The organism is Pantoea sp. NGS-ED-1003, assembly GCF_000738765.1.
GTDB lineage: Bacteria > Pseudomonadota > Gammaproteobacteria > Enterobacterales > Enterobacteriaceae > Pantoea > Pantoea septica.
This window is the reverse complement of sequence record NZ_JPQA01000004.1, coordinates 120436-145581: the sequence shown is the minus strand read 5'-3', so window position 1 is coordinate 145581 and position 25146 is coordinate 120436. Positions and strand designations below refer to the sequence as shown.

Annotated in this window: 22 protein-coding genes and 1 pseudogene; 19 read left to right on the top strand and 4 right to left on the bottom strand. The window is 63.3% G+C overall.

Going from position 1 to position 25146, the window contains the following annotated elements; all coding sequences use genetic code 11:
• Positions 1-2: 2 nt before the first annotated feature.
• Positions 3-2157, bottom strand: a pseudogene (locus JS46_RS24820) (putative bifunctional diguanylate cyclase/phosphodiesterase).
• A gap of 316 nt (positions 2158-2473) precedes the next feature.
• On the opposite strand from JS46_RS24820, the gene phnF reads away from it, so the two are divergent.
• The 14 genes from phnF (at position 2474) to phnE (JS46_RS09270) (ending at position 13725) form a co-directional block, all read left to right on the top strand.
• Complete coding sequence (gene phnF, locus JS46_RS09335; RefSeq protein ID WP_033749922.1) at positions 2474-3187, top strand: phosphonate metabolism transcriptional regulator PhnF; 714 nt, start codon at positions 2474-2476, stop codon at positions 3185-3187.
• Positions 3187-3633, top strand: coding sequence for a phosphonate C-P lyase system protein PhnG (phnG, locus tag JS46_RS09330; RefSeq protein WP_033749920.1), 447 nt, complete (start codon positions 3187-3189; stop codon positions 3631-3633). The genes phnF and phnG overlap by 1 nt, the downstream gene beginning before the upstream one ends.
• Entirely contained in the window at positions 3633-4208 is a 576-nt protein-coding gene (phnH, locus tag JS46_RS09325; RefSeq protein ID WP_033749918.1) for a phosphonate C-P lyase system protein PhnH, read from the top strand. Before phnG ends, phnH begins: the two co-directional genes overlap by 1 nt.
• Positions 4208-5284 (top strand): carbon-phosphorus lyase complex subunit PhnI, encoded by a 1077-nt coding sequence (locus JS46_RS09320; RefSeq protein WP_033749916.1) that lies wholly within the window; start codon positions 4208-4210, stop codon positions 5282-5284. The genes phnH and JS46_RS09320 overlap by 1 nt, the downstream gene beginning before the upstream one ends.
• On the top strand, positions 5277-6125 hold the full coding sequence (locus JS46_RS09315) for an alpha-D-ribose 1-methylphosphonate 5-phosphate C-P-lyase PhnJ (RefSeq protein ID WP_033749914.1): 849 nt from the start codon (positions 5277-5279) through the stop codon (positions 6123-6125). The genes JS46_RS09320 and JS46_RS09315 overlap by 8 nt, the downstream gene beginning before the upstream one ends.
• Positions 6115-6876 carry a phosphonate C-P lyase system protein PhnK gene (gene phnK, locus JS46_RS09310; protein ID WP_033749912.1) on the top strand — a complete coding sequence of 254 codons (762 nt, stop codon included), beginning with the start codon at positions 6115-6117 and terminating at the stop codon, positions 6874-6876. The genes JS46_RS09315 and phnK overlap by 11 nt, the downstream gene beginning before the upstream one ends.
• Positions 6877-6890: 14 nt before the next feature.
• Entirely contained in the window at positions 6891-7595 is a 705-nt protein-coding gene (phnL, locus tag JS46_RS09305; RefSeq protein ID WP_096073408.1) for a phosphonate C-P lyase system protein PhnL, read from the top strand.
• Entirely contained in the window at positions 7592-8728 is a 1137-nt protein-coding gene (gene phnM, locus JS46_RS09300) for an alpha-D-ribose 1-methylphosphonate 5-triphosphate diphosphatase (RefSeq protein ID WP_033749908.1), read from the top strand. Before phnL ends, phnM begins: the two co-directional genes overlap by 4 nt.
• Positions 8728-9264: a ribose 1,5-bisphosphokinase gene (gene phnN, locus JS46_RS09295; protein WP_033749906.1), complete on the top strand. Its 537-nt coding sequence runs from the start codon at positions 8728-8730 to the stop codon at positions 9262-9264. The genes phnM and phnN overlap by 1 nt, the downstream gene beginning before the upstream one ends.
• Positions 9261-10031 (top strand): phosphonate metabolism protein PhnP, encoded by a 771-nt coding sequence (gene phnP / locus JS46_RS09290; protein WP_033749904.1) that lies wholly within the window; start codon positions 9261-9263, stop codon positions 10029-10031. Before phnN ends, phnP begins: the two co-directional genes overlap by 4 nt.
• Before the next feature lie 83 nt (positions 10032-10114).
• A complete protein-coding gene (gene phnC / locus JS46_RS09285; protein ID WP_033749902.1) occupies positions 10115-10945 on the top strand; it encodes a phosphonate ABC transporter ATP-binding protein in 831 nt (276 codons plus the stop codon).
• A gap of 26 nt (positions 10946-10971) precedes the next feature.
• Entirely contained in the window at positions 10972-11898 is a 927-nt protein-coding gene (phnD, locus tag JS46_RS09280; RefSeq protein WP_033749900.1) for a phosphonate ABC transporter substrate-binding protein, read from the top strand.
• An 85-nt stretch (positions 11899-11983) separates the two neighbouring features.
• Complete coding sequence (gene phnE, locus JS46_RS09275; protein WP_033749897.1) at positions 11984-12844, top strand: phosphonate ABC transporter, permease protein PhnE; 861 nt, start codon at positions 11984-11986, stop codon at positions 12842-12844.
• Positions 12841-13725, top strand: coding sequence for a phosphonate ABC transporter, permease protein PhnE (gene phnE, locus JS46_RS09270; RefSeq protein WP_033749896.1), 885 nt, complete (start codon positions 12841-12843; stop codon positions 13723-13725). Before phnE (JS46_RS09275) ends, phnE (JS46_RS09270) begins: the two co-directional genes overlap by 4 nt.
• Here phnE (JS46_RS09270) and JS46_RS09265 read toward each other — a convergent pair.
• The gene (locus JS46_RS09265) at positions 13679-16255 is read right to left on the bottom strand and encodes an ATP-binding protein (RefSeq protein ID WP_033749894.1); all 2577 of its coding nucleotides are present in this window, start codon (positions 16253-16255) and stop codon (positions 13679-13681) included. The two genes, phnE (JS46_RS09270) and JS46_RS09265, sit on opposite strands and share 47 nt — an antisense overlap.
• 144 nt (positions 16256-16399) lie before the next feature.
• Between JS46_RS09265 and JS46_RS09260 the strand changes: the two genes are divergently transcribed.
• The 3 genes from JS46_RS09260 to JS46_RS09250 all read left to right on the top strand — a co-directional run bounded on the left by JS46_RS09260 (position 16400) and on the right by JS46_RS09250 (position 19916).
• A complete protein-coding gene (locus JS46_RS09260; protein ID WP_033749893.1) occupies positions 16400-17914 on the top strand; it encodes a sugar ABC transporter ATP-binding protein in 1515 nt (504 codons plus the stop codon).
• A gap of 13 nt (positions 17915-17927) precedes the next feature.
• Positions 17928-18908 carry a ribose ABC transporter permease gene (locus JS46_RS09255; protein WP_033749892.1) on the top strand — a complete coding sequence of 327 codons (981 nt, stop codon included), beginning with the start codon at positions 17928-17930 and terminating at the stop codon, positions 18906-18908.
• Between the two features lie 69 nt (positions 18909-18977).
• Complete coding sequence (locus JS46_RS09250) at positions 18978-19916, top strand: ABC transporter substrate-binding protein (RefSeq protein WP_033749891.1); 939 nt, start codon at positions 18978-18980, stop codon at positions 19914-19916.
• Positions 19917-19938: 22 nt separating this feature from the next.
• On the opposite strand, the gene JS46_RS09245 is transcribed toward JS46_RS09250, so the two are convergent.
• On the bottom strand, positions 19939-20673 hold the full coding sequence (locus JS46_RS09245; RefSeq protein WP_033749889.1) for a response regulator: 735 nt from the start codon (positions 20671-20673) through the stop codon (positions 19939-19941).
• Positions 20674-21102: 429 nt separating this feature from the next.
• Between JS46_RS09245 and JS46_RS09240 the strand changes: the two genes are divergently transcribed.
• Both JS46_RS09240 and JS46_RS23070 read left to right on the top strand, forming a co-directional pair.
• Complete coding sequence (locus JS46_RS09240) at positions 21103-22401, top strand: NCS2 family permease (RefSeq protein WP_216491711.1); 1299 nt, start codon at positions 21103-21105, stop codon at positions 22399-22401.
• 398 nt (positions 22402-22799) lie between these two features.
• On the top strand, positions 22800-23387 hold the full coding sequence (locus JS46_RS23070) for a hypothetical protein (RefSeq protein WP_051905603.1): 588 nt from the start codon (positions 22800-22802) through the stop codon (positions 23385-23387).
• A gap of 76 nt (positions 23388-23463) precedes the next feature.
• Here JS46_RS23070 and JS46_RS09225 read toward each other — a convergent pair whose 3' ends face one another.
• Positions 23464-24918: an AMP nucleosidase gene (locus JS46_RS09225; protein ID WP_033749887.1), complete on the bottom strand. Its 1455-nt coding sequence runs from the start codon at positions 24916-24918 to the stop codon at positions 23464-23466.
• Positions 24919-25146 lie beyond the last annotated feature (228 nt).

Genomic DNA, 25146 nt, shown 5'->3' with positions numbered 1-25146 from the left:
CGCTAGCGTTTCCACTCCTCCAGCCGCTCAAACGGCACCGCCTTGCTGAACAGATAGCCCTGCAGCTGATTACAGCCGGCGTCGGCCAGCGCGCTCATCTGGCCCGGCGTTTCGACCCCTTCCGCCGTCACTGTCAGTCCCATCGCATGCCCCAGCTTCACCACCGATTCGATAATCGCCACCGAATTCTCCGCCACGCCCAGCGACTGGGTAAAAGAGCGATCAATCTTGATTTTATCCACCGGGAAGGTGCTGAGATAGTTAAGGCTGGAGTAGCCGGTGCCGAAGTCGTCCAGCGCAATGCGGAAACCGGCGTCGCGCAGCGCGATGATAATGGCGCGCGCCTCATGCTCATCCTCTATCAGCACCCCTTCGGTGATCTCCAGCTCGATCCGCTGGGGATCGCCGCCGCTCTCGCGCACGATCTCCACCATGCGCGCGACGAACCCCGTGGCGCGGAACTGCACCGGCGAGACGTTGACCGCCACCATCAAATCGGGAAAGCGCTGTTGCGTCAGGCAGGCTTCGCGCAGCACCCACTCGCCCAGCGGAATAATCAGCCCGGTCTCTTCAGCGATGGCGATAAAATCCCCTGGCGGGATGGCGCCGCGCGTCGGATGATCCCAGCGCAACAGCGCCTCGACGCCCACCATATTCTTGCCACCAATATCCATCAACGGCTGGTACCAGACCGCCAGCCCCTTAAAGTTTTGCAGCGCGGCGCGCAGATCGGCGGCGATGCTTTGTCGCGTGCGGATCGACTCGTCCATCACCCGTTCAAACTGGCGATATTTGCCGCGCCCGCTGCTTTTCGCTTCGTAGAGCGCGATGTCCGCTTTGCGCACCAGCTCCTGACGATCTACCCCGTCTTTCGGCGCCAGCACCAGCCCGATGCTGGCGCCGCTCCAGACTTCGCCGCCAAACAGCGGAAAAGGCTGACTGAGCGCCTCGAGAATACGCTGCGCCAGCGCCTCGACCTGCCCGATGTTGTCCACTTCCGGCATCACCACCAGAAATTCGTCGCCGCCGATGCGCCCCACGGTATCGCAGGGGCGCATCAGGCCGGCGAGACGATGGGCTACGGCGATAATCAGCTCGTCGCCGGCGTGATGGCCGTAGGTGTCGTTAATATTTTTAAAGCGGTCGAGATCGATCAGCAGCAGCGCCACGCGCTGTTCGTGCCGCGTCGCCAGCGCCAGCGCCTGGGTCAGCCGATCTTCCACCAGCGCGCGGTTCGGCAGGCCGGTCAGCACGTCATGAAACGCCAGGTGCAGCGCCTGCGCTTCGCTGGCGCCGAGCTTCAGCATCGACTGCGACAGGTTAAGGGAAGAGGTCCAGAGCCGACGAACCATATAGAGGCAGAGCAGCGTCACCACCAGCACGGCGACGCCGGTTGAGGGGCCGATGGCGCGCAACATCTCCGCGCCAGGCCGCGCCGGCTCCCAGTTGATATAGCCGACGTCGCCGTCTGTCTGCGACGTCAGCATAAAGCGCGCCGGCGCCACCGGCGGCGCGCCAGGGTTGGAGAAGCGTAGTCCCTTGAGCTGGCTGCGCTCCGCCAGCGCGGCGAGGTAGCCATCGTCGAGATACTTCAGACTGACCAGCATGAAGCGAGACGCGGCCTGCGCATCGCGGCGGATGGCGCCGATCCCCAGCGCGGCCACGCGACCGTCGACGCGGGCGAGATGCGCCGTCTCCCGCTGCGGCGCGCAGCTGCAGGCTAGCCAAAATCGCCTGCACGCCGGCATCGCGCGTCGGGTCGGCCAGCAGCGCGCCGTCGCGCCACGCCTGCACCGGTCGACGCGCCTCGTCCAGCACCATAATCAGCTGGTGGCCGAACATCTCGTAGAGCCAGCGGCCGACATTATCATCCAGCCAGCGCTGGTCGGGCTGCGCCGCGTCGAGATGCGCCTGCAGCGGCGCCCAACTCGACAGGCTGTGCAGCTGGCGCTGATGTTCCGTCAGGCTCTGCGAAAACGAAGCCTCGATCATTCGCTGCTGCTGCGCCTGCGCTTTCTGGTTGCTGATAGCGGTACTGAGAAAAAGGCCGATTCCGGCGCCCGCCAGCGTCAGCAGCAGAATCGCCGCCAGCGGCAGCAACACTTCACGAATAAAACTGCCGCGCAGGCCCGCGGAAAGTTTGGCGCTGTTAATCATTTTGATTTTTCACGTAGCAAAGATATGTCAGTTATTAGCCTGGCAGAAATCCTCCAGCCTGCACGCTGACTGACGCGCAAGGTTGTTATTGATTATGCATCAAAAAACAGGCCCCGCTGCGCAGGTGAAACCGTTCAGCAGCGTTAATTAATTGTGCCGCATCTGCCTGCGCCGCCCGGCGCTTCCGGCTGGAATTCATCGTCGCGTCACTGCACGGTCACCCTTCTGTCATCTGCGCAGGTCAAGGTAGTGGCCAACACGCAGCCGGACTTATCGCTGCGCTCCCCACTCAGTCAAGGTTGAGGATCTGTTCAAGATGGAGATATCCAGACATCCGACCACTGTTTACCAGGCCGTCGCCGCACAGCTGGAGCAGGCGCTGCGGGAAAACTACCGCAGCGGCGACTATCTGCCTTCCGAGCAACAGCTGGCCGAGCGCTATGAGGTGAACCGCCACACGCTGCGACGCGCGGTGGACGAACTGGTCAATAAAGGTCTGCTGCAGCGCCGCCACGGCGTCGGCATCCTGGTGCTGATGCGTCCTTACGACTATCCGCTGCATGCGCAGGCGCGCTTTAGCCAGAACCTGATGGAGCAGGGCAGCCATCCCACCAGCGAACGTCTGCTGGCGGTGGTGCGTCCCGCCAGCGCCGACGTCGCCAGCGCGCTGGGCGTCGTCGAAGGCGACAGCGTGATCCATCTGCGCACCCTGCGCCGGGTTAACGGCGTGCCGGTCTGCGTGATTAATCACTTTCTGCCCGATCTGAGCTGGTGGCCGGCGCTGCAGCGCTTTAGCAGCGGCTCGCTGCACGACTATCTGCAGCAGCATGGCGGCCACCAGATGGTGCGCAGCCAGACCCGCATCAGCACGCGTCGCGCTCAGGCAAAAGAGTGCCGCCTGCTGGAAATCGCGCTGCACGCGCCGCTGCTTTGCGTGCGCACCCTGAATAAGACCCGCGACGGCGCGCTGGCGGAGTACTCCGTCAGCCTGACGCGCGGCGACATGATCGAACTGACTCTGGAGCACTGATGGAAAGCTTAACGCAACGACAGCAGTGGCTGTCGGTCCTGGCGCACAGCAGCGCTCCGGCGCTGGCGCAGCACTGGCAGGCGCTGCGCCTTGCGCCGCGCTTCTCGCTGATCCGCCCGGCGGAAATCGGCCTGACGCGGCTGATGGCGCGCATGGGCGCCAGCGGCAAGCGCTTCGTGATGGGCGACGCCACCGTGACGCGCGCCGTGGTGCAGCTCGAGGACGGCACGCTCGGCTACAGCTACGTGCTGGGCCGCGACAAGGCGCACGCCGAGCGCTGCGCCCTGATTGACGCGCTGTTGCAGCAGCCGCAGACCCACGCGCTGCTGACGGAAAAAGTGATAACGCCGCTGGCGGCTCTGCGCGAGGAGCAGCGCCAGCTGCGCGCGCGGGAAGTCGCCAGCTCGAAAGTAGATTTCTTTACGCTGGTTCGCGGAGATAACTGATGACTTTACTGGCTAGTTTTAACCATCCGGTGGCCGATGCGCAGCGCGCCTTCCGTCGCATTCTGAAAGCGATGAGCGAGCCGGGCGTGATGGTCTCGCTGCCGCTGGCGCAGGGCTGGGGCGCGCTGTCGCCCGCCGCGACCGCGGTGCTGCTGACGCTGGTGGATCAGGAGAGCCCGCTCTGGATCGAGCCGCAGGTCGATAACGAGATCCTGCGTAGCAATCTGCGCTTCCATACCGGCGCGCCGCTGAGCGAGAGCCGCGACGCGCCGTTTGCACTGAGCCATGCCGCCAGCAGCCCGCGCCCGGCGGACTTCGCCGCCGGCGACAACCTCGCGCCGGAAAAGAGCACCACGCTGATTATTGAAGTGCCGTCGCTCAACGGCGGGCTGACGCTGCGTCTTTCCGGGCCAGGCCTGCGCGAGTCGCGCGCTATCGCGCCGCAGCTGCCGGAGAGCGTGCTGGATTACCTGCGCAACCGCCCGCATCCCTTCCCGCAGGGCGTCGATCTAATCTTTACCTGCGGCGAAGCGATGATGGCGCTGCCGCGCACCACCGACGTGGAGGTGTGCTGATGTACGTAGCCGTGAAAGGGGGCGAGAAGGCGATTGCCAACGCCCATCAGCTACAGGCGGATCTGCGGCGCGGCGCGCGCGAGGTGGCGGAGCTGGGCTGCGATCAGGTGGCGCAGCAGCTCGGGCTGGCGGTCGACCGCGTAATGACCGAGGGCGGCATCTACGATCCCGAACTGGCGGCGCTGGCGATCAAACAGGCGAGCGGCGATTTAGTGGAGGCGATCTTCCTGCTGCGCGCCTACCGCACCACGCTGCCGCGCCTGGCCGACAGCGCGCCGCTGGCGACCGGCGAGATGCGCCTCGAGCGCCGCATCTCCGCCGTCTATAAAGATCTGCCTGGCGGCCAGGTGCTGGGGCCGACCTACGACTACAGCCACCGCCTGCTCGACTTTACGCTGCTGGCCAACGGCGAGGCGCCGGCCGCACCGCGCGGCGACGAGGCGCTGGCAACGCGCTGTCCGCATATGTTCGCCATGATGAGCGATGAAGGACTGGCGGCAAGGGAGATCGACGACGGCAGCGAGCCGGTGGATATCACCCGCGAGCCGATGGGCTTCCCGGCGACGCGCGCGGCGCGCCTGCAGCAGCTGGTGCGCGGCGACGAGGGCTTTTTGCTGGCGCTCGGCTACTCCACCCAGCGCGGCTACGGCCGCACCCATCCCTTCGCCGGGGAGATCCGCACCGGCTACCTCAGCGTCAGCATCTGCCCGGAAGAGCTCGATTTCGAGCTGGAGATCGGCGAAGTGCTGCTGACCGAATGCGAAATGGTCAACGGCTTCACCACGCAGGGCGAAGAGGCGCCGCACTTTACCCGCGGCTACGGCCTGGTGTTCGGCCGCGCCGAGCGCAAGGCGATGGCGATGGCGCTGGTGGATCGCGCGCTGCAAACCCGCGAGCACGACGAGCGCATCACCAGTCCGGCGCAGGACGAAGAGTTCGTGCTGGCGCACGCCGACAACGTCGAGGCCGCCGGCTTCGTCTCCCACTTAAAACTGCCGCACTACGTCGATTTTCAGGCGGAGCTGGAGCTGCTGAAGCGCCTGCGTCAGGATCACCAGGAGCGCAATCATGGCTGAGCTGAGCGGCTATAACCCGGGCTATCTCGATGAGCAGACCAAGCGCGCCATTCGCCGCGCCATCCTGAAAGCGGTGGCGATCCCCGGCTATCAGGTGCCGTTCGCCGGACGCGAGATGCCGATGCCCTACGGCTGGGGCACCGGCGGCATTCAGATCACCGCCAGCGTCATCGGCGACGCCGACGTGCTGAAGGTGATCGACCAGGGCGCGGACGACACCACCAACGCGGTGTCGATCCGCCGCTTTTTCCAGCGCGTCAGCGGCGCGGCGACCACCGAACGCACCACCGATGCCACCCTGATCCAGACGCGCCACCGCATTCCGGAGACGCCGCTGGGGGAGGATCAAATCCTGATTTTCCAGGTGCCGATTCCGGAGCCGCTGCGCTTTATCGAGCCGCGCGAAACCGAGACCCGCACCATGCACGCGCTGGAGGAGTACGGCGTGATGCAGGTGAAGCTCTATGAAGATATCGCGCGCTACGGCCATATCGCCACCACCTACGCCTATCCGGTAAAGGTCAACGATCGCTACGTGATGGATCCGTCGCCGATCCCGAAATTCGACAACCCGAAGATGCATATGATGCCGGCGCTGCAGCTGTTCGGCGCAGGCCGTGAAAAGCGCATCTACGCGCTGCCGCCCTTTACCAGAGTCGAGAGCCTCGACTTCGAGGATCACCCCTTTACCGTGCAGCAGTGGGATGAGCCCTGCGCCCTGTGCGGTTCGCGCCACAGCTATCTCGACGAGGTGGTGATGGATGACCAGGGCACGCGCCTCTTCGTCTGCTCCGACACCGATTTTTGCCACCAGCAGCAGGAACAGCACCATGCACAGTGAACAGCCGCTGCTTGCGGTCAATAACCTGACGCACCTCTATGCGCCGGGCAAAGGCTTCGAAGCGGTGAGCTTCGATCTCTATCCCGGCGAAGTGCTGGGCATCGTCGGCGAATCGGGATCCGGCAAAACCACGCTGCTGCGCAGCCTCTCCGCGCGCCTGACGCCGCAGCAGGGCAACATTCTCTATAACCAGCGCGACCTCTACGCGCTGTCGGAGAGCGACCGCCGCCGCCTGCTGCGCACCGAATGGGGCGTGGTGCATCAGCATCCGCTCGACGGGCTGCGCGCGCAGGTCACGGCGGGCGGCAATATCGGCGAGCGGCTGATGGCGGTGGGCAACCGCCACTATGGCGACATCCGCGCCCAGGCGAGCCGCTGGCTGCAGGAGGTGGAGATCGCCGCCAGCCGCATCGACGATCTGCCCACGACCTTTTCCGGCGGCATGCAGCAGCGCCTGCAGATCGCCCGCAACCTCGTCACCCAGCCGAAGCTGGTGTTTATGGACGAGCCAACCGGCGGCCTGGACGTTTCGGTGCAGGCGCGGCTGCTCGATCTGCTGCGCACCCTGGTGCGCGAGCTGAACCTGGCGGTGATTATCGTCACCCACGATCTTGGCGTGGCGCGCCTGCTGGCGCACCGGCTGCTGGTGATGAAGCAGGGCCGCGTGGTGGAGAGCGGCCTGACCGACCGCGTGCTGGACGATCCGCACCATCCCTACACTCAGCTGCTGGTTTCATCGGTGCTCAACTAATGACGGATAAACGCATGAACATACAACTGCGCGTCGAGAATCTGTGTAAAACCTTCGTGCTGCACAATCAGAGCGGGGTCGAGCTGCCGGTTTTGCAGAACGCCTCGCTTGAGGTGGCGCAGGGCGAAGTGGTGGTGCTGCACGGCCGCTCCGGCAGCGGCAAATCGACGCTGCTGCGCGCGCTCTACGGCAACTACCAGGCCAACAGCGGCCATATCTGGCTGCGTCACGACGGCGAGTGGGTCGATATGGCGCATGCCCCGGCGCGTCAGATGCTGGCGATGCGCCGCGACACCCTCGGCTGGGTCAGCCAGTTCCTGCGCGTGATACCGCGCGTGCCGACGCTGGAGATCGTGATGCAGCCGCTGCTGGAGCGCGGCGTGGAGCGCGCCTTTTGCGAGAAGCGCGCAAAAGAGCTGCTGACGCGGCTCAACGTGCCGCCGCGCCTCTGGTCGCTGGCGCCCTCGACTTTCTCCGGCGGCGAGCAGCAGCGCGTCAATATCGCGCGCGGCTTTATCGCCGACTACCCGGTGCTGCTGCTGGATGAACCGACCGCCTCGCTGGATAAAGCCAACAGCGCGGCGGTGGTGGAGCTGATTGAGCAGGCGCGCGCGCGCGGCGCGGCGATCGTCGGCATTTTTCACGATGAAGGGGTGCGCGAACGGGTGGCGGATCGCCTGCACGTCATGCAGCCGATCAACAGCGGAGCGGAAGCATGATTATCAACAATGTTCGACTGATTCTGGAAAACGAGCTGGTGGCGGGATCGCTGGAGATGCGCGACGGTCTGATCGCCAGCTTCAGCGAAACGCCGAGCCGCCAGCCCGACGCGCTGGACGGCGAGGGCGGCTATCTGCTGCCGGGCCTGGTGGAGCTGCATACCGACAACCTCGATAAGTTCTTCGCACCCCGGCCGAAGGTGGACTGGCCCGCCCACTCGGCGATGAGCAGCCACGACGCGCTGATGGTGGCCAGCGGCATTACCACGGTGCTGGACGCCATCGGCGTCGGCGACGTGCGCGACGGCGGCCATCGTCTCGACAACCTGAGCAAAATGATCGACGCCATTCGCGACAGCAATCGCAAAGGGCTAAACCGCGCCGAACACCGGCTGCATTTGCGCTGCGAGCTGCCGCACCACGCCACGCTGCCGCTGTTCGAGGCGCTGATGGGCACGCCGGAGCTGTCGCTGGTGTCGCTGATGGATCACTCGCCGGGTCAGCGTCAGTACGCCTCGCTGGAGAAGTACCGTGAATATTACCAGGGCAAATACGCGCTCAACGACCAGGAGATGGATGCGTTCGAGCATGAGCAGCTGACGCTGGCGGCGCAGTGGTCGCAGCCGAATCGCCAGGCGATCGCCGCGCTCTGCCGCACGCGCCACATCGCGATCGCCAGCCACGATGACGCCACTGAGGCGCACGTCGAAGAGTCGCACGGCGTCGGCAGCGCCATCGCCGAGTTTCCCACTACGCTGGCGGCGGCGCGCGCCTCGCGCGCCAGGGGGATGCAGATCCTGATGGGCGCGCCCAATATCGTGCGCGGCGGCTCTCACTCCGGCAACGTCGCCGCCTGGGCGCTGGCGGCGGAGGGACTGCTCGATATTCTCTCCTCCGACTACTATCCGGCGTCGCTGCTCGACGCGGCGTTCCGTCTCGCCGCCGACGAGCGCAACCCGCTGGCGCTGCCGCAGGCGGTGGCGCTGGTGACGCGCAATCCGGCGTGCGCGCTTGGCCTGACGGATCGCGGCGTCATTGCCGAAGGCCGCCGCGCCGATCTGGTGCTGGCGCACACCGACCACGGCCATCCGCATATTCGTCACGTCTGGGCGCAGGGCAGGCAGGTTTACTGATGGCGCGCCTGATCTGGCTTATCGGGCCGTCAGGCTCGGGCAAGGACAGCCTGCTCAACGCGCTGCGTGAAGCGCCGCCGCCGAATCTGCTGATCGCCCATCGCTATATTACGCGCGCGGCCGACGCGGGCGGCGAGAACCATATCGCCCTGACCGAAACGGAGTTCGCGCGCCGCGCGGCGCAGGGGCTGTTCGCCCTGCGCTGGACGGCGCACGGCCTGCACTACGGACTTGGGCTGGAACTCGATCTCTGGCTTGAACGCGGCCACGACGTGCTGGTCAACGGCTCGCGCCACCATCTGCCGCAGGCGCAGGCGCGCTACGGCGCGCGGCTGCTGCCGCTCTGCCTGACCGTGTCGCCGGAGGTGCTGGCGGCGCGTCTGCGCCAGCGCGGGCGGGAGAGCGAGAGCGAGATCGCGCGACGGCTGGATCGCGCCGCGCAGCCGCTGCCGGCGGGCTGCCGCCTGCTGAACAACAACGGCGCGCTGTCGCATACCCTGCTGCAGCTGCGCCAGTTGCTGGAGCCGTTATCATGAAGCTGACATTTCTCGGCACCGGCGGAGTCACCGCCGCGCCGCTTTTCGGCTGCGACTGCGCCGCCTGCCTGAGGGCGCGCGGCGACAGGAAACGGCAACGCGCGCCGTGCAGCGCGCTGATCGAGGCGGGCGGCGAGCGCATCCTGCTCGACGCCGGGCTGCCGCTGCTGGCGGAGCGCTTCGCCCCCGGCGAGCTGTCGCGCATTCTGCTGACGCACTACCACATGGATCACGTGCAGGGGCTGTTCGCGCTGCGCTGGGGCGTGGGCGAGGCGATCCCCGTCTGGGGGCCGCCGGACGAGCGGGGCTGCGACGATCTCTTTAAGCATCCCGGCCTGCTCGATTTCCGCCCGTCGCTGACGCCCTTCGTACCCCATCTTTTCGGCGCGCTGCAGGTAACGCCGCTGCCGCTGCAGCACTCGAAGCTGACGCACGGCTACCTGTTCGACTGGCACGGCGCGCGGCTCGCCTGGCTGTGCGACACCTGCGGTCTGCCGCCCGACACCGAAGATTTTCTCACCGGCCAGCGCATCGATGAGCTGGTGATCGACTGCAACGATCCGCCGTCTCCGGTCGCGCGCAACCATAACGATCTGACGCGCGCGCTGGCGATTGTCGACCGGCTGGCGCCACGTCGCGCCTGGCTGATCCATCTGTCGCATCAGATGGATAACTGGTTAGCAAACAACCGGTTGCCCGAGTCAGTTTATGCTGCTGCCGACGGAATGACGCTGTCGCTGAGCGCGGACGACCCTGTCACCGTTTGATCACCTCACTGTCATCAGAGAGTCATCACGCCGGGCCGTAATAGGCGTCAACTTACCCCTTGTCAACGCATACGGAGTGAATCATGGCACAGGCACTGTTAAGAACGGTGGTGGACAACAGCAGCGCGCCGCTTAGCCAGACCGGAGAGAAAGTGTTGTCGGTGCAGGGTCTGGGCAAGCGCTGGGGAGAGAACCGCGTGCTGGACAATGTCAGTTTTGATCTGCATGCGGGAGAAATGGTCGCCGTGATCGGCCGCTCGGGCGCAGGCAAATCGACGCTGCTGCATATGCTTAACGGCACTATCGACGCCTCGGAAGGCGCGGTGTACAGCCTGCGCGACGGCGAGGCGCAGCGTAATCTGCTGGCGCTTAACAGCCGCCAGCTGCGTCAGTGGCGCAGCGAATGCGGCATGATTTTTCAGGATTTCTGTCTGGTGCCGCGCCTCGACGTGCTGACCAACGTGCTGCTGGGCCGCCTGAGCCAGACCTCGACGCTGAAATCCTTTTTTAAGCTCTTCTCCGACAGCGACCGCGCCCATGCCATCGAACTGCTGCAGTGGATGAATATGCTGCCGCAGGCGCTGCAGCGCGCCGAGAACCTGTCGGGCGGCCAGATGCAGCGCGTGGCCATCTGCCGCGCCCTGATGCAGAACCCGAAAATCCTGCTGGCCGACGAGCCGGTGGCGTCGCTCGATCCCAAAAATACCAAACGCATCATGGATGTTCTGCGCCAGGTGAGCGAGCAGGGCATCAGCGTGATGGTGAACCTGCATTCGGTTGAGCTGGTGAAAAGCTACTGCACGCGCGTGATCGGCATTCAGCGCGGCAGGGTGCTGTTCGACGGCCATCCGGCGCACCTGACCGACAGCCTGCTGCAGCAGCTGTACGGCGATGAAATTAATCAGCTTCACTAACCTCCACGGCAAGAGAAAAACCTCGAATGAAACTGACTTTATTAGCGTTACTGACCAGCGTAATAACCTTAGGCGTGAACGCAGCGGATGCGCCGAAAGAGCTGAATCTGGGCATTCTTGGCGGGCAGAACGCCACCCAGCAGATTGGCGATAACCAGTGCGTAAAGGACTTTTTTGATAAGGAACTCAATGTTGATACGAAGCTGCGCAACTCCTCTGACTACGCGGGCGTAATTCAGGGGCTGCTCGGCGGCAAGATCGATATGGTGCTGAGCATGTCGCCCGCTTCTTACGCCTCCGTCTATCTGCAGGATGCCAAAGCCGTGGATATCGTGGGCATTCTGGTGGACGACAAAGATGGCTCGAAAGGCTACCACTCGGTGGTGATCGTGAAAAACGACAGCCCCTATAAAAAACTGGAAGATCTGAAGGGCAAATCGTTCGGCATGGCCGATCCTGACTCGACCTCCGGCTTCCTGATGCCGAACCAGGCCTTTAAGAAGCAGTTCGGCGGCAGCGTCGATGACAAGTACAACGGCTTTTTCTCCAGCGTCACCTTTTCCGGCGGCCACGAGCAGGACATCCTCGGCGTGCTGAACAACCAGTTCGACGGCGCAGTGACCTGGAGCTCGCTGGTGGGCGACTACAACAGCGGCTACAGCTCCGGCGCTTTCGGTCGTCTGATCCGCATGGATCACCCCGATCTGATGAAGCAGATCCGCATTATCTGGCAGTCGCCACTGATCCCGAACGGTCCGCTGCTGGTGAGCAATAAACTGCCGGCCGATTTCAAACAGAAAGTGGTCGAGACGATTCAGAAGCTGGATAAAGAGCAACACGCCTGCTTCGTGAAGGCCGTCGGCGGCGCGCAGCATATCGGTCCGGCGTCGGTGGCGGACTATCAGAATATTATTGATATGAAGCGCGATCTGGCGAAAGGGCAGCGCGGCTAAGGTCGATACGGGTATCTCTTTTCTGAAGAGAGATACTCGTGATTTAGCCTCTCTGCGGTTTTTCACCTCTTGCAGGAATCTTCTTTTGACTGACTTTGAACGCTACTACCAACGCATCCGCAGCCAGCAGAAACGCGACACGCTGATCTGGTCGCTGCTGCTGGTGATGCTCTACCTGCTGGCAGGCAAAATGTCAGAGTTCAGCCTGACCACGCTGTGGGCGTCGATGCCGCACTTCTTCGACTACCTGTGGGAAACGCTGCCGGTACTGCATTTTTCCACGCTGTTCGACGGCGTAAAAACGGAAGGATCGCTTGCCTACTGGGGCTACCGCCTTCATTTTCAGCTGCCGCTGATCTGGGAGACGCTGCAGCTGGCGCTCGCCTCCACTATCGTGGCGGTCTGTATCGCCGCGGTGCTGGCCTTTTTCGCCGCCGACAACACCAAAACTCCGGCGAGCCTGCGCTTTGCTATTCGCGCCTTTGTCGCATTTCTTCGCACCATGCCGGAGCTGGCCTGGGCGGTGATGTTCGTGATGGCGTTCGGCATCGGCGCCATTCCCGGCTTTCTCGCGCTGGCGCTGCATACCGTCGGCAGCCTGACCAAGCTCTTTTACGAGGCGATTGAAAGCGCCTCCGACAGGCCGGTGCGCGGCCTGGCCGCCTGCGGCGCCAGCAAACTGCAGCGCATGCGCTTCGCTTTCTGGCCGCAGGTGAAACCGATTTTCCTCTCCTACAGCTTTATGCGTCTGGAGATTAACTTTCGCTCCTCGACCATTCTGGGGCTGGTGGGCGCGGGCGGCATCGGCCAGGAGCTGATGACCAATATCAAACTCGATCGTTACGATCAGGTCAGCATTACGCTGCTGCTGATTATCGTGGTGGTATCGCTGCTGGACACCTGTTCCGGCCGGCTGCGCCGCCGCGTCGTGGAGGGTTCCGCATGATCGCGCTAGCGCCGGACATCGGCAAAATCAGGCAGGAAAACCCGGCGCTGTTCGCGGCGCAGAAGCGCTATCTGCGACGACTCGCGCTGGCGGCGATCGCCATCCTGCTTTACTACCTGTTCTTTTTTGAATTTTACGGCATCGAGTGGAGCCGCGCCGCAATGGGCGCGCAGCAGCTCGGCCGCTATTTTTTGCGCATGTTCGTCTGGCACGATTTCGTTAACTGGCCGTTCAGCTACTACTTCTCGCAAATCGGCATTACGCTGGCGATCGTTTTCGCCGGCACCCTGACCGCATCGATTATCGCGCTACCGCTGTCGTTTTTCGCCGCGCGCAACGTGATGCACGGCCGCGCGACGCGGCCGATCGCCTGGGCGGTGCGTCGCCTGCTCGATCTGCTGCGCGGCATCGATATGGCGATATGGGGGCTGATATTCGTCCGCGCCGTCGGCATGGGGCCGCTGGCGGGCGTGCTGGCGATTGTGATGCAGGATGTCGGCCTGCTGGGCAAACTCTACTCGGAAGGACACGAGGCAGTAGAGCGCTCGCCGAGCCGCGGCCTGAGCGCGGTCGGCGCCAACAGCCTGCAAAAGCACCGCTTCGGCATCTTTACCCAGTCGTTTCCCCATTTCCTGGCGCTTAGCCTCTATCAGATCGAATCCAATACCCGCTCGGCGGCGGTGCTGGGCTTTGTCGGCGCGGGCGGCGTCGGGCTGGTTTACGCCGAGAATATGCGCCTGTGGAACTGGGACGTGGTGATGTTTTTAACCCTGCTCCTCGTGGCGGTGGTGATGATTATGGATGCGCTCTCCAGCCGCCTGCGCAAGCGCTATATCAGCGGGAAGCCGGTGCCGCTCTGGCAGCCAGCCGCGCGCGACTGAGCCGTTCGCTGCGCTGCCAGGCGCGCGCCAGCGCCTGCGCCAGCTGCGCGCTCTGCCAGGGTTTCGCCAGCCGTTCGCACAGCGGCAGCGCCACCGGCTGCAGGCGCAGATCCTGACCGCTGATCAGCAGCGTCGCCAGCTGCGGCCACTGCTGCTGCGCCTGGCGGATCACCTCGGCGCCGTTCAGGCCGCCGGGCAGCATCAGATCGCTGATCAGCAGATCGATATCGGGCGTCTGGCGCAGCAGCGCCAGCGCCTCTTCGCCGCTGGCGCACTCCAGCGTCACATAGCCGAGCTGGTGCAGATGCTCGCAGAGCGTCTGACGCACCGCCGGTTCGTCATCCAGCACCAGTACCAGCTTGTCGCGCGGCGTCGGCGGGGCGATCGGCTGCACTGGCGGCGACGCGACCGCGCTGTCCGGCGCGCGCGGCAGCAGCAGGCGTACGGTAGTGCCCTGACCGGGCGCGGTGTCGATTTCGATCTGGCCGCCTGACTGCCGCACGAAGCCATAGACCATCGACAGTCCCAGCCCGCTGCCGCTGCCGGTCTCTTTGGTAGTGAAGAAAGGCTCGAACACCTGTTCCCGCACTTCCGGCGTCATACCGCAGCCCTGGTCGATCACCTCAATCACCACGCGTTCCCCTTGCTCGCGCCGCTGACTGGCGATACGCAGGCGGATCTCGCCGCTTTTCTGCTGCATAGCGTCGCGCGCGTTCACCACCAGATTCATCAGCGCGTTCTCCAGCTGGCTGGCGTCGATCCAGGCGAGCCAGCCGGGCCGCGGCGCTTCGACCGTCAGGCGCTGGCCGGGCAGCAGCGAGTGCTGTAGCAGATTTTGCAGCTCCTCCACCAGCTGCGCCACCGAGACGGCGCACGGATGCAGAGCCTGCTTGCGCGAGAAGGCGAGCAGACGCTGGGTGAGCAGGGCGGCGCGATCCGCCGCCTGACGCGCGCGTTCGATGCGGCTCGCCAGGCTGCCCGGCGGCAGCTGACCCTGCGTCAGCGCCAGGCTGCCGATGATTACCGCCAGCAGGTTATTGAAGTCGTGCGCGATGCCGCCGGTCAGCTGGCCGACCGCCTTCATCTTCTGGCTGTGCACCAGCGCCTCTTCCAGCGCCTTGCGCGCGGTGCGTTCCAGCACGGTGTTGACGATGCCGCGGCGCGGCACCGGGCTGAAGCGCAGCTCCAGCGTACGCCCGTCCGCCAGCCGTACCTCCTGCGGCTCGCCCGGATGCTGCAGATCCACGCCCACGCGCCCCAGCAGCTGGCGATAGTGCAGGCCGCGATGCAGCGCCTCGCCGGAGAGACCCAGCAGCTGCGGATACTGCGCATTCCACACCACCAGCTGACCGTTATTGTCGAACAGCGCGAAGCCGTCGCGCATCGCCAGAAAGGTGGATTCAAGCTGGCTGCTCTTCTCCTTCAGCAGGCGCGAGGTGTGCGCCAGCGAGGCGGTATTGCGGGCAAAGACGTTAAAGGCGCGCGCCAGATCGCCCAGTTCGTCGCGCCGCTGCAGGCCCGGCACCGAAACATGCTGTTCTCCCTGCGCCAGCCGCGTCATGGCGTCGGCGATGGCGGTCAGGCTGGAGCCGAGGTTGCGGTAGATATAGATCCCGGCATAGCCGGTGATCGCCAGCGCCAGCAGGGCGAACAGCGCGATAAACAGGATCACCGAGTTGAGTTCGCGATGGGTCTCCGCGCTGCGCATTTCGCTCTGCTGCGCCACCTGCTGCACGCAGGCGGTGATGTCGTCATTGAGCGCTGCCACCAGCGCCTTGATGCGGTAGGTTGAATAGGCGATAGCCAGATCGTTCTCCGCCAGGCGATCCGCCAGCGGCCGCAGCGACTGCTGGGTGGCGATCAGCCGCGCGATTTTCTCATCCAGCACCGCATCGCCGGAATCGGGCCGCCACGCCGTCATCACCTGCTGCAGCTGGTCGACGACCGCGACAGGCGACGGCGTGCGGATCGCCGCCGCGAGCAGCCGCTCGGTCTGCTGACGCAGCTCCGCCGCCGGGCCGCGTCGCGCGACGAGCTGGTTGATATGATCCAGCAGCAGCTGCGACTGCCACAGACCACTGAGCAGGGCGTTGCGCTGCAGATGGCGCTGATGGCCGTTGATCAGCAGCTGAGTAATGGTCTGCTCCAGCATCAGGCTGCGCGCGCGGATGCGCGCTACCCGCGCCGTCTGACGCGCCGCGAGCGGCGCCGAGGCGAGCAGCGTCAGCGACTGCTGCAACGCCTGCTGGTTCTGCTGCAGCCGCTGCGATTCGCTCTGATACTCCAGCGCTCCCACCACCTGCGACAGGCGCACCGCTGCCGTGGCGACGCTGGCGGTATCGCGCGCCAGCGCCAGGCTGGCGCTCATATCGCTCAGGGTTTGCGCCTGCGCCAGCTCCTGGATGCGTCCGGCATGGCGAAAGCCGAGTATCGCCACCGCGCTCACCATCAGCGTGACGCACACCACCAGCAGATTAAACAGCAGCAGGCGGCCGCGCGCGCCCGCCTGCCAGGGATGTTGATGTCGCATACCGCGCCTCCGCGCCCGCCGTGCCTGAGGCGAGTATAGGGCGCGGCTCAGGCGCATTTATGACAAATATGAACGGCTGCTGACATTTTCCATTTATCTGGCGCTGCTTTACTCAGCCCTCATCACCGTTATCTGGAGCGGTCCATGACAGCCACACCGATACTGCAAATGCGCGACATCACGCGGCGCTTCGGCCAGTTTTATGCGCTAAAGGGAGTCGATCTCACGGTGTATGCCGGCGAGATCCACGCGCTGATGGGCGAGAACGGCGCGGGCAAGAGCACCCTGATGAAGATCCTCGCCGGCGCCTACAGCGCCACCAGCGGCGAAATCCTGATCGACGGGCGTCCCTATGCGATCCGGGGACCGAAAGAGGCGCTGGCGGCGGGCATTACGCTGATCTATCAGGAGATCAACCTGGCGCCCAACCTGACGGTAGCGGAGAACATCTTTCTCGGCAGCGAAATTACACGCGGCGGGCTGATTCGGCGTCGCCAGATGGCCGAAGAGGCGCAGCAGGTGATCGATCGCCTCGGCGCGCAGTTTAGCGCCACCGACCGCGTCAGCCGCCTCAGCATCGCCGAACAGCAGCAGGTCGAGATCGCGCGCGCGCTGCACCGCAACAGCCGCATTCTGGTAATGGACGAACCCACCGCCGCGCTAAGCAACCGCGAAACCGAGCAGCTCTTCGCGTTAATAAAGCGCCTGCGCGCCGAAGGCATGGCGATTATCTATATCAGCCACCGCATGGCGGAAGTCTATGAACTCTCCGATCGCGTCAGCGTGCTGCGCGACGGGCAGTATGTCGGCAGCCTGACTCATGACACCCTGAACGCCAGCGAGCTGGTGCGCATGATGGTCGGCCGTCCGCTGAGCGATCTCTTTAACAAGGATCGCACTATCCCGTTCGGCGACATTCGTCTGGCGGTCAATCACCTGACTGACGGCGGCAAGGTGCGGCCGAGCAGCCTGGCGGTGCGCGCCGGGGAAATCGTCGGGCTGGCCGGACTGGTGGGCGCAGGGCGCAGCGAGCTGGCGCAGCTGATTTTTGGCGTGCATAAACCCAGCGGCGGCGAGATCTGGATCGACGGTCAGCAGGTCGCTATCCACTCGCCGCGCGACGCCATTGCGCGCGGCATCGGATTTCTTACCGAAAACCGCAAAGAGCAGGGGCTGTTTCTGGAGATGGCGGCGCAGGAGAACATTGTGATGGCGACGCTGGAGCGCGACGCCAGCTACGGGCTGCTTAACCGGCGCAAAGGCAGGCAGATCGCCGGCGATGCCATCGCCACACTCAACATTCGCGTGCCGCATGCGCAGGTGCGGGCGGGCGGCCTCTCCGGCGGCAACCAGCAGAAGCTATTGATTTCGCGCTGGGTATCCATTGGGCCGCGCATCCTGATTCTGGATGAGCCGACGCGCGGCGTCGACGTCGGCGCCAAAAGCGAGATCTACCGCATGATGAATCAGATGGCGCAGCAGGGCGTGGCGATCCTGATGATCTCCAGCGAGCTGCCTGAGGTGGTCGGCATGAGCGATCGGGTGTACGTGATGCGCGAGGGCGCTATCGCCGGGGAGCTGGGTAAAGATCAGATCAGCCAGGAAAACATTATGACGCTGGCCACCGGGGCGCATAGCGCCTCGCCGCAGGAAATATAAGGAGAAGAGATCGATGACAGAGACCACGCAGGCGAAACCGCCCACCGTTAAGCGGGCGCTGATAGGCGACATGCTGCAAACCGTCGGCATTCTGCCGATCCTGGTGCTGATTGTGGTGGTATTCGGCTTTGTCGCGCCGAACTTCTTCACCGAGGGCAATCTGCTTAATATTACCCGCCAGGCCTCGATTAATATCGTGCTGGCGGCCGGTATGACCTTTGTCATCCTGACCGGCGGCATCGACCTCTCGGTGGGCTCGATGCTAGGCACTACGGCGGTGGTGGCGATGGTCGCCTCGCTCGATCCGATACTCGCCGGCATGACCATCCCCATGGCGCTCGGCGCAGGCCTGGTGATGGGGCTGTTCAACGGCATTCTGGTCGCCTGGGCCGGACTGCCGCCCTTTATCGTCACCCTCGGCACCTATACGGCGCTGCGCGGCGCCGCCTATCTGCTGGCCAACGGCACCACGGTGATTAACTCCGATATCAGCTTCGAGTGGATAGGCAACGGCTATCTCGGCCCGGTGCCCTGGCTGATCGTGATCGCCTTCGCCGTGATCGCCGTCTGTTGGTTTATCCTGCGCCGCACCACGCTGGGCGTTCATATCTACGCGGTAGGCGGCAATATGCAGGCGGCGCGGCTGACCGGCATTAAGGTCGGCGCGGTGCTGGTGTTCGTCTACGCCATGAGCGGGCTGCTTTCCGGATTAGGCGGGCTGATGTCGGCGTCGCGCCTCTATAGCGCCAACGGCAATCTCGGCGTCGGCTATGAACTGGACGCCATCGCCGCAGTGATATTAGGCGGCACCAGCTTCGTCGGCGGCATCGGCACCATTACCGGCACGCTGATCGGCGCGCTGATTATCGCCACGCTCAATAACGGCATGACGCTAATGGGAGTCTCCTATTTCTGGCAGCTGGTGATCAAAGGCGCGGTGATCATTATTGCGGTGCTGATCGATAAATATCGCACCCGGCACCACGTCTCCTGAGCGCGGCGCCCCTTTTTTACCCTACGCCATTCAGCCGTTGGCGATTCTAATAACAGCAGGAGAAGCTCTATGCGTTTTAATCCGATCGTAACCGGGCTGCTGGCGGCAACGCTGTTCAGCGGCGCCTTCGCCCAGGCGAAAGATCTCAAATCCATCGGCGTCACCGTCGGCGATCTCGCCAACCCGTTTTTCGTGCAAATTACCAAAGGCGCGGAGATGAAAGCGCGCGAGCTGGCGGGGGACAAAGTCAACGTGACGCTGGTCTCCAGCGGCTACGATCTGGGCCAGCAGGTGGCGCAGATTGATAACTTTATCGCGGCGAAAGTCGACATGATTATCCTGAACGCCGCCGATTCCAAAGGTATTGCGCCAGCGGTGAAACGCGCCCGCGACGCCGGGATCGTGGTGGTGGCGGTCGACGTAGCGGCCGACGGCGCCAACGCCACCATTACCTCGGACAACACCCAGGCGGGCGAGATGGCCTGTAAATACATCTCCGATCGCCTGAAGGAGAAGGGCAATGTGCTGATCATCAACGGCCCGCCGGTTTCCGCCGTGCAGAACCGCGTCGAGGGCTGCATGACCGAGCTGAAACGCCATCCCGAGATCAAGCTGCTCTCCTGGAACCAGAACGCCAAAGGCAGCCGTGAAGGTGGGCTGGAAGTGATGACCGGCCTGCTGTCGGCCAATCCGAAAGTGGACGCGGTGTTCGCCATTAACGATCCGACCGCCATCGGCGCCGATCTGGCGGCGAAACAGGCGCAGCGCAACGAGTTCTTTATTGTCGGCGTCGATGGATCGCCCGACGGCGAAGAGGCGCTGAAGCGCAAGAATTCGCTCTTCGTCGCCACCCCTGCGCAGGATCCGCAGGTGATGGCGGCGAAAGCGGTCGAGATCGGCTATGACATTCTGCAGGGCAAACCGGCGCCGGATAAGCCGGTGTTGATCCCGGTTTCCCTGATTGATCGCAACAACGTCGGCAGCTACAAGGGCTGGACGGTGAAATAGCCGCGTTCCCGGCTGTTCGCCCTCAGGCGCTCAGCCGGACCGCTTCCGGACGTGCCACATCGGCGGAAAAGACATAGCCGAGGCCGCGAATGGTGCGGATCAGGCTGGGCTGATGCGGATTGGTTTCAATTTTGCGCCGCAGCCGCATAATCAGCACGTCGATGGTGCGGTCGAAAACGTCGAGGCTTTCGCCGTGGGTCAGCTCCAGCAGCTGATCGCGCGTCAGCACCTTGCGCGCATGGCGCACCAGCGCGCGCAGCAGCGCATATTCGCCCTGCGTCAGCGGCACCGATTCGTGCTGCGGATTAAGCAGCTGACAGCGCGCTTCATCCAGCTGCCAGCCGTTAAAGCGCCAGCCGCTCTCCGCCGCCGCCGGCTGCATAAGCCGACCGCCGCGCCGCAGCGCCGCGCGCGCTCTCGCCACCACCACGCGCGGATTAAAAGGCTTGGCGATATAGTCATCCGCGCCCATCTCCAGTCCGACCACCATTTCCGCTTCGGAGCCCATGCCGGTCAGCATGATCACCAGCAGGTCCGGGCGCTGACGCTGGAGCTGTTGCAGCACCAGCAGGCCGTTGGTATCGGGCAGCATCATATCCAGCATCACCAGCGCGATGTCGCCGTGCTGCGCCAGCAGCGCCGGCGCGTCGCGGCCGTAGTGGCAGCAGTAAACGCTAAACTGTTGTTCATCCAGCACATCCTGCAGCATTTCGCAGACGGCTTTATCATCATCGACAACCAGAATGGCGGGCTTCATGCAGCGCGACCTCGGGGTTAAAAAAAGGTTAACAAGAGTGTACATGGCGCGTTTTACGCCGCATCGACAAGCGATGGAAACGTGAGCGATATCGCCATCGGCTTTACTGAAGCGTGCGTTGGCGCAGAATTTTCCGGCGTCGCAGGGGAGGCGATGAAAACGATTGCGCGGTAGCGGGGCAATGCACCATAATCGCGCCTTCTTTTGGTTCAGATTTCTCTTAGAAAATGCCAGGCCTGACAAGGTAAACGATTGCGTTTGCGGCTGGCATAGCGATTGCTATGACTTCAGGCCTTATGGAGATTCAGGGCGTGACGACAGCGGCCGTCAGCATGCAGCGGCGCGTCGTGCGGTACCACAATAATCAGCATGTAACCCACACTGGCAAGTGAGAACGCGCATTCGTGCCGTCTCCGCTCTTGAGAGATGATGATGTTAGAAAAATTGTTCAAGCTAAAAGCGCATAACACGACGGTCCGCACCGAAGTGATCGCCGGGATCACCACCTTCCTGGCGATGGCCTATATCCTGTTTGTTAACCCAAGCATTCTGGGCGCTACGGGGATGGACAAAGGCGCGGTTTTCGTCGCCACCTGTCTGGCGGCGGCGATCGGATCGGTCCTGATGGGGCTGATCGCCAACTACCCGATCGCGCTGGCGCCGGGCATGGGGCTGAACGCCTTCTTCACCTATACCGTCGTGCTGCATATGGGTTACACCTGGCAGATCGCGCTGGGCGCGGTGTTTTTGTCGGCGGTCATCTTCTTTGCGCTGTCGATTTTCAAAATCCGCGAGTGGATTATCGCCAGCATTCCGCTGCCGCTGCGCGCCGGCATTGCGGCGGGCATTGGGCTGTTCCTGGCGCTAATCGCGCTGGAAGGCGCAGGCATCGTGGTGGATAACCCGGCGACGCTGGTCGGGCTGGGCGATCTGACCAAACCCGGCCCGCTGCTGGCGCTGCTGGGCTTTGTGGTGATTGTGGTGCTGGAAGCGCGTCGCGTCACCGGCGCGGTGCTGATCGGCATTCTGCTGATTACCTTTATCTCTATGGGCATTGGCCTGTCGCCATTTGCCGGCGTTTTCTCCGCGCCGCCGTCGATCGCGCCCACCTTTATGCAGCTCGATATCGCTGGCGCGTTCAACGTCGGCCTGGTCAGCGTGATTTTCGCCTTCCTGTTTGTCGACGTCTTCGACAACACCGGCACGCTGCTGGGGGTGACCAAACGCGCCGGACTGGCGGACGAACAGGGCAATATCCCGAAAATGGGGCGCGCGCTGGTGGCCGATAGCGCCGCGGCGCTGTTTGGGTCGCTGCTCGGCACCTCGACCACCACCAGCTATGTGGAATCCGCAGCGGGCGTGAGCGCGGGCGGACGCACCGGCTTAACGGCGGTCGTGGTCGCTATTCTGTTCCTGCTGGCGCTGTTCTTCTCGCCGCTGGCGGGCAGCGTGCCGGTCTACGCTACCGCGCCGGCGCTGCTGTTTGTCGCGGTGCTGATGGCCTCCGGCCTGGCGGAGATCGACTGGAAAGATATCACCACCGCGGCGCCGGTCACCGTTACCGCGCTGACCATGCCGCTGACTTACTCTATCGCTAACGGCATCGCCTTCGGCTTTATCACCTGGACGGTGGTGAAGCTGCTGAGCGGCCGCACGAAAGAGGTCAACGCGGCGCTGGTGATCCTCTCTTTACTGTTCGTGATCAAGCTGGGCTGGCTCAGCGCCTGATAGCGATCGCCGCGCTGATGCAGCGCTGTGCGGCTTATTCACCCTCTGCGCGGAAGACGAATGTTCTCTTCCGCGCTTTTTTTTGTCTTTCCAACCGGTTTGCGTACTGGCTTCCAGTGTGCGTCGAAAAACCTGTTACCGCCGCCTGTCTGCAGGTAGGCTGCCACTCTTGAAACCACTCTGCTCTGCTACCCCATGGCTAACTTTCAACGAATTAGCGGAACGTGGAATGTTATGTAAACGGAAATTTGGTTAAATTGCCAGCAGCAAGGGCAGGCGTTAGCGACAGAATGAACAACGTCGTAAGGAGAAGGAACCTCATGGAGCACTCATTAAACCCTGAGCCGCGCTATTTGCCTCCGCTTTTACTCCCTCTTCGTCAGCCAGGAGGAAACAAGATGGAACGACTGACTAAACGTGTTGATCGGCTAGAACAGGATACGCATCAGATTAAAACCGACCTGGCTGTGCTGACCGAACGCTCGCAAAATTTTGCCACTAAGGCGGATGTGGAAGGGTTGCGCACGGACCAGTTCAAACTGCGCTGCGAAATGCTTGAGGGATTTGCGCGGCTTGAAACGCAGACTGCCGCGCAGTTCGCCCGGCATGACAAGAGCTTTGCCCGAATTGAGAAGCAGACCGCCGAACAATTTGCCCGAATTGAGAAGCAGACCGCCGAGCAGTTTGCCCGGATTGAGAAGCAGACCGCCGAACAGTTTGCCCGGATTGAGAAGCAGACCGCCAAACAGTTTGCCCGGTCTGAGAAGCAGACTGCTGAACAGTTTGCTCGTATTGACACGAAGTTTGCCCGTATAGATGAATGGACTAAGCGTGCAGACGAAAACTTTGTCTCTATTGACGAGAAGTTTAAACGCATTGATGAAAGATTTGACCGTCTCAACGATCGCATGACCTGGACGCTGCTGGTGCCAGCGGTGTTAGCCGTGCTTGGCTGGCTGGCGAGAGAGTTCTGGCTGAAAATGTAGCAAAGCGGGCATTGTTGCCCCTTGTCTGTATTTTGCTAAGGGAGAGCACGAGAGGCGTGTCTCGTGCTCTGCTCAGTTAACGGAACGGCGGCTCGTTAAAGGTACGCAGTTTGCGTGAATGCAGCTTATCCCCTTCGGCGCGCAGCAGCTCTACCGCGCAAATACCGATCTGCAAATGTTCTGAAATCGCCCCTTCATAAAAACGGTTCGCCTGGCCCGGCAGCTTGATTTCGCCGTGCAGCGGCTTGTCCGAAACGCAGAGCAGCGTGCCGTAAGGGACGCGGAACCGATAGCCCTGCGCCGCGATAGTGGCGCTCTCCATATCCACCGCCACCGCGCGGCTCAGGTTAAAGCGCAGCGCTGAGGCGGAGTAGCGCAGCTCCCAGTTGCGATCGTCCGTGGTCACCACGGTGCCGGTGCGCAGTCGCTGTTTGACCTCTTCGCCTGGCATATTGCTCACCGCTTTAGTGGCGTCATAGAGCGCGCGCTGCACCTCCGCGATGCTCGGTACCGGAATGTCGGGCGGCAGCACGCTGTCGAGCACGTGGTCGTCGCGCAGATAGGCGTGCGCCAGCACGTAGTCGCCGATGCGCTGGCTTTCGCGCAGGCCGCCGCAGTGGCCGATCATCAGCCACGCGTGCGGCCGCATCACCGCCAGGTGATCGCAGATGGTTTTGGCATTGGACGGACCGACGCCGATATTCACCAGCGTGATGCCGCGTCGGCCAGGCGAGGTAAGATGCCAGGCCGGCATCTGATGCTTTTTCCACGCCAGATCCAGCATCGCCGCGTCGCTCTCCGCCGTATCGGCGGTGATCACCGCGCCGCCCGCGCAGGCCAGGCTGTCATAGTCGCTGGCGGGATCGCGCACCTGCTCAGTCGCCCAGCGGACGAACTCATCCACATAGCGCGTGTAGTTGGTGAACAGCACAAACGGCTGGAAATGCTCGACCGAGGTGCCGGTGTAGTGGCGCAGACGCGCCAGAGAGAAGTCGGTGCGCAGCGCATCGAAGTGTGACAGGGGGAAAATTGCGTCCGGGTTGAACAGACCGTCGGCGGTTTCATCGCCGATCTGCGACAGCTCGGTGGTGGGAAAATAGCGTGCAATGCTGGCGCTCATGGTGCGGTCCAGCGACAGATCGGAACCGTCAATCACGTAAGGGTAGGGGATCTCCTGGCTGGACGGGCCGACCTGAATCTCCACCTCATACTCTTTTTCCAGCATCGCCAGCTGTTCGCTGAGGTAGTGGCGCAGCAGCGCCGGACGCGTGATGGTGGTGCTGTAGCTGCCGGTATGGGTAAAGCGCCCCCAGGCGCGCGTGCGGTTTTGCTGCGGGCCTTCGCCGCGCCAGGTAATGCGCAGTTCAGGGTAGACAAACAGCCCCTGGCGACGCGCCTCATTCGCGGGCAGCGTGCCCTGTTCGGTATAGGTTTTTATCGCCGCGCGCAGCGCGTTCACCGCGTCGTCGTACAGACGCTCCAATTCATCCAGCGCCTGCTGGCGGGTAAGGCCGTTCCGTTGTGTAGGCATAAACTCTCCTGATATGTAGCGAACTTTCCCCACAGCTTAGCGGGTTTGCCGCCGCCGCAAAGCAAGAATCTGTGATCGACCGCATTATGCACCAACAGGGTGCTGGCGTGTTGCCAATCCCCGCCTACGTTTAAATGAATCAGAAGGTGACGTCGTGCGCTGTCGCTGGCGTTGCCACCTTCCTTTAGCGAAATCTCGCGGCCCGTTGCGTTCTGGCGAGATTCTTGC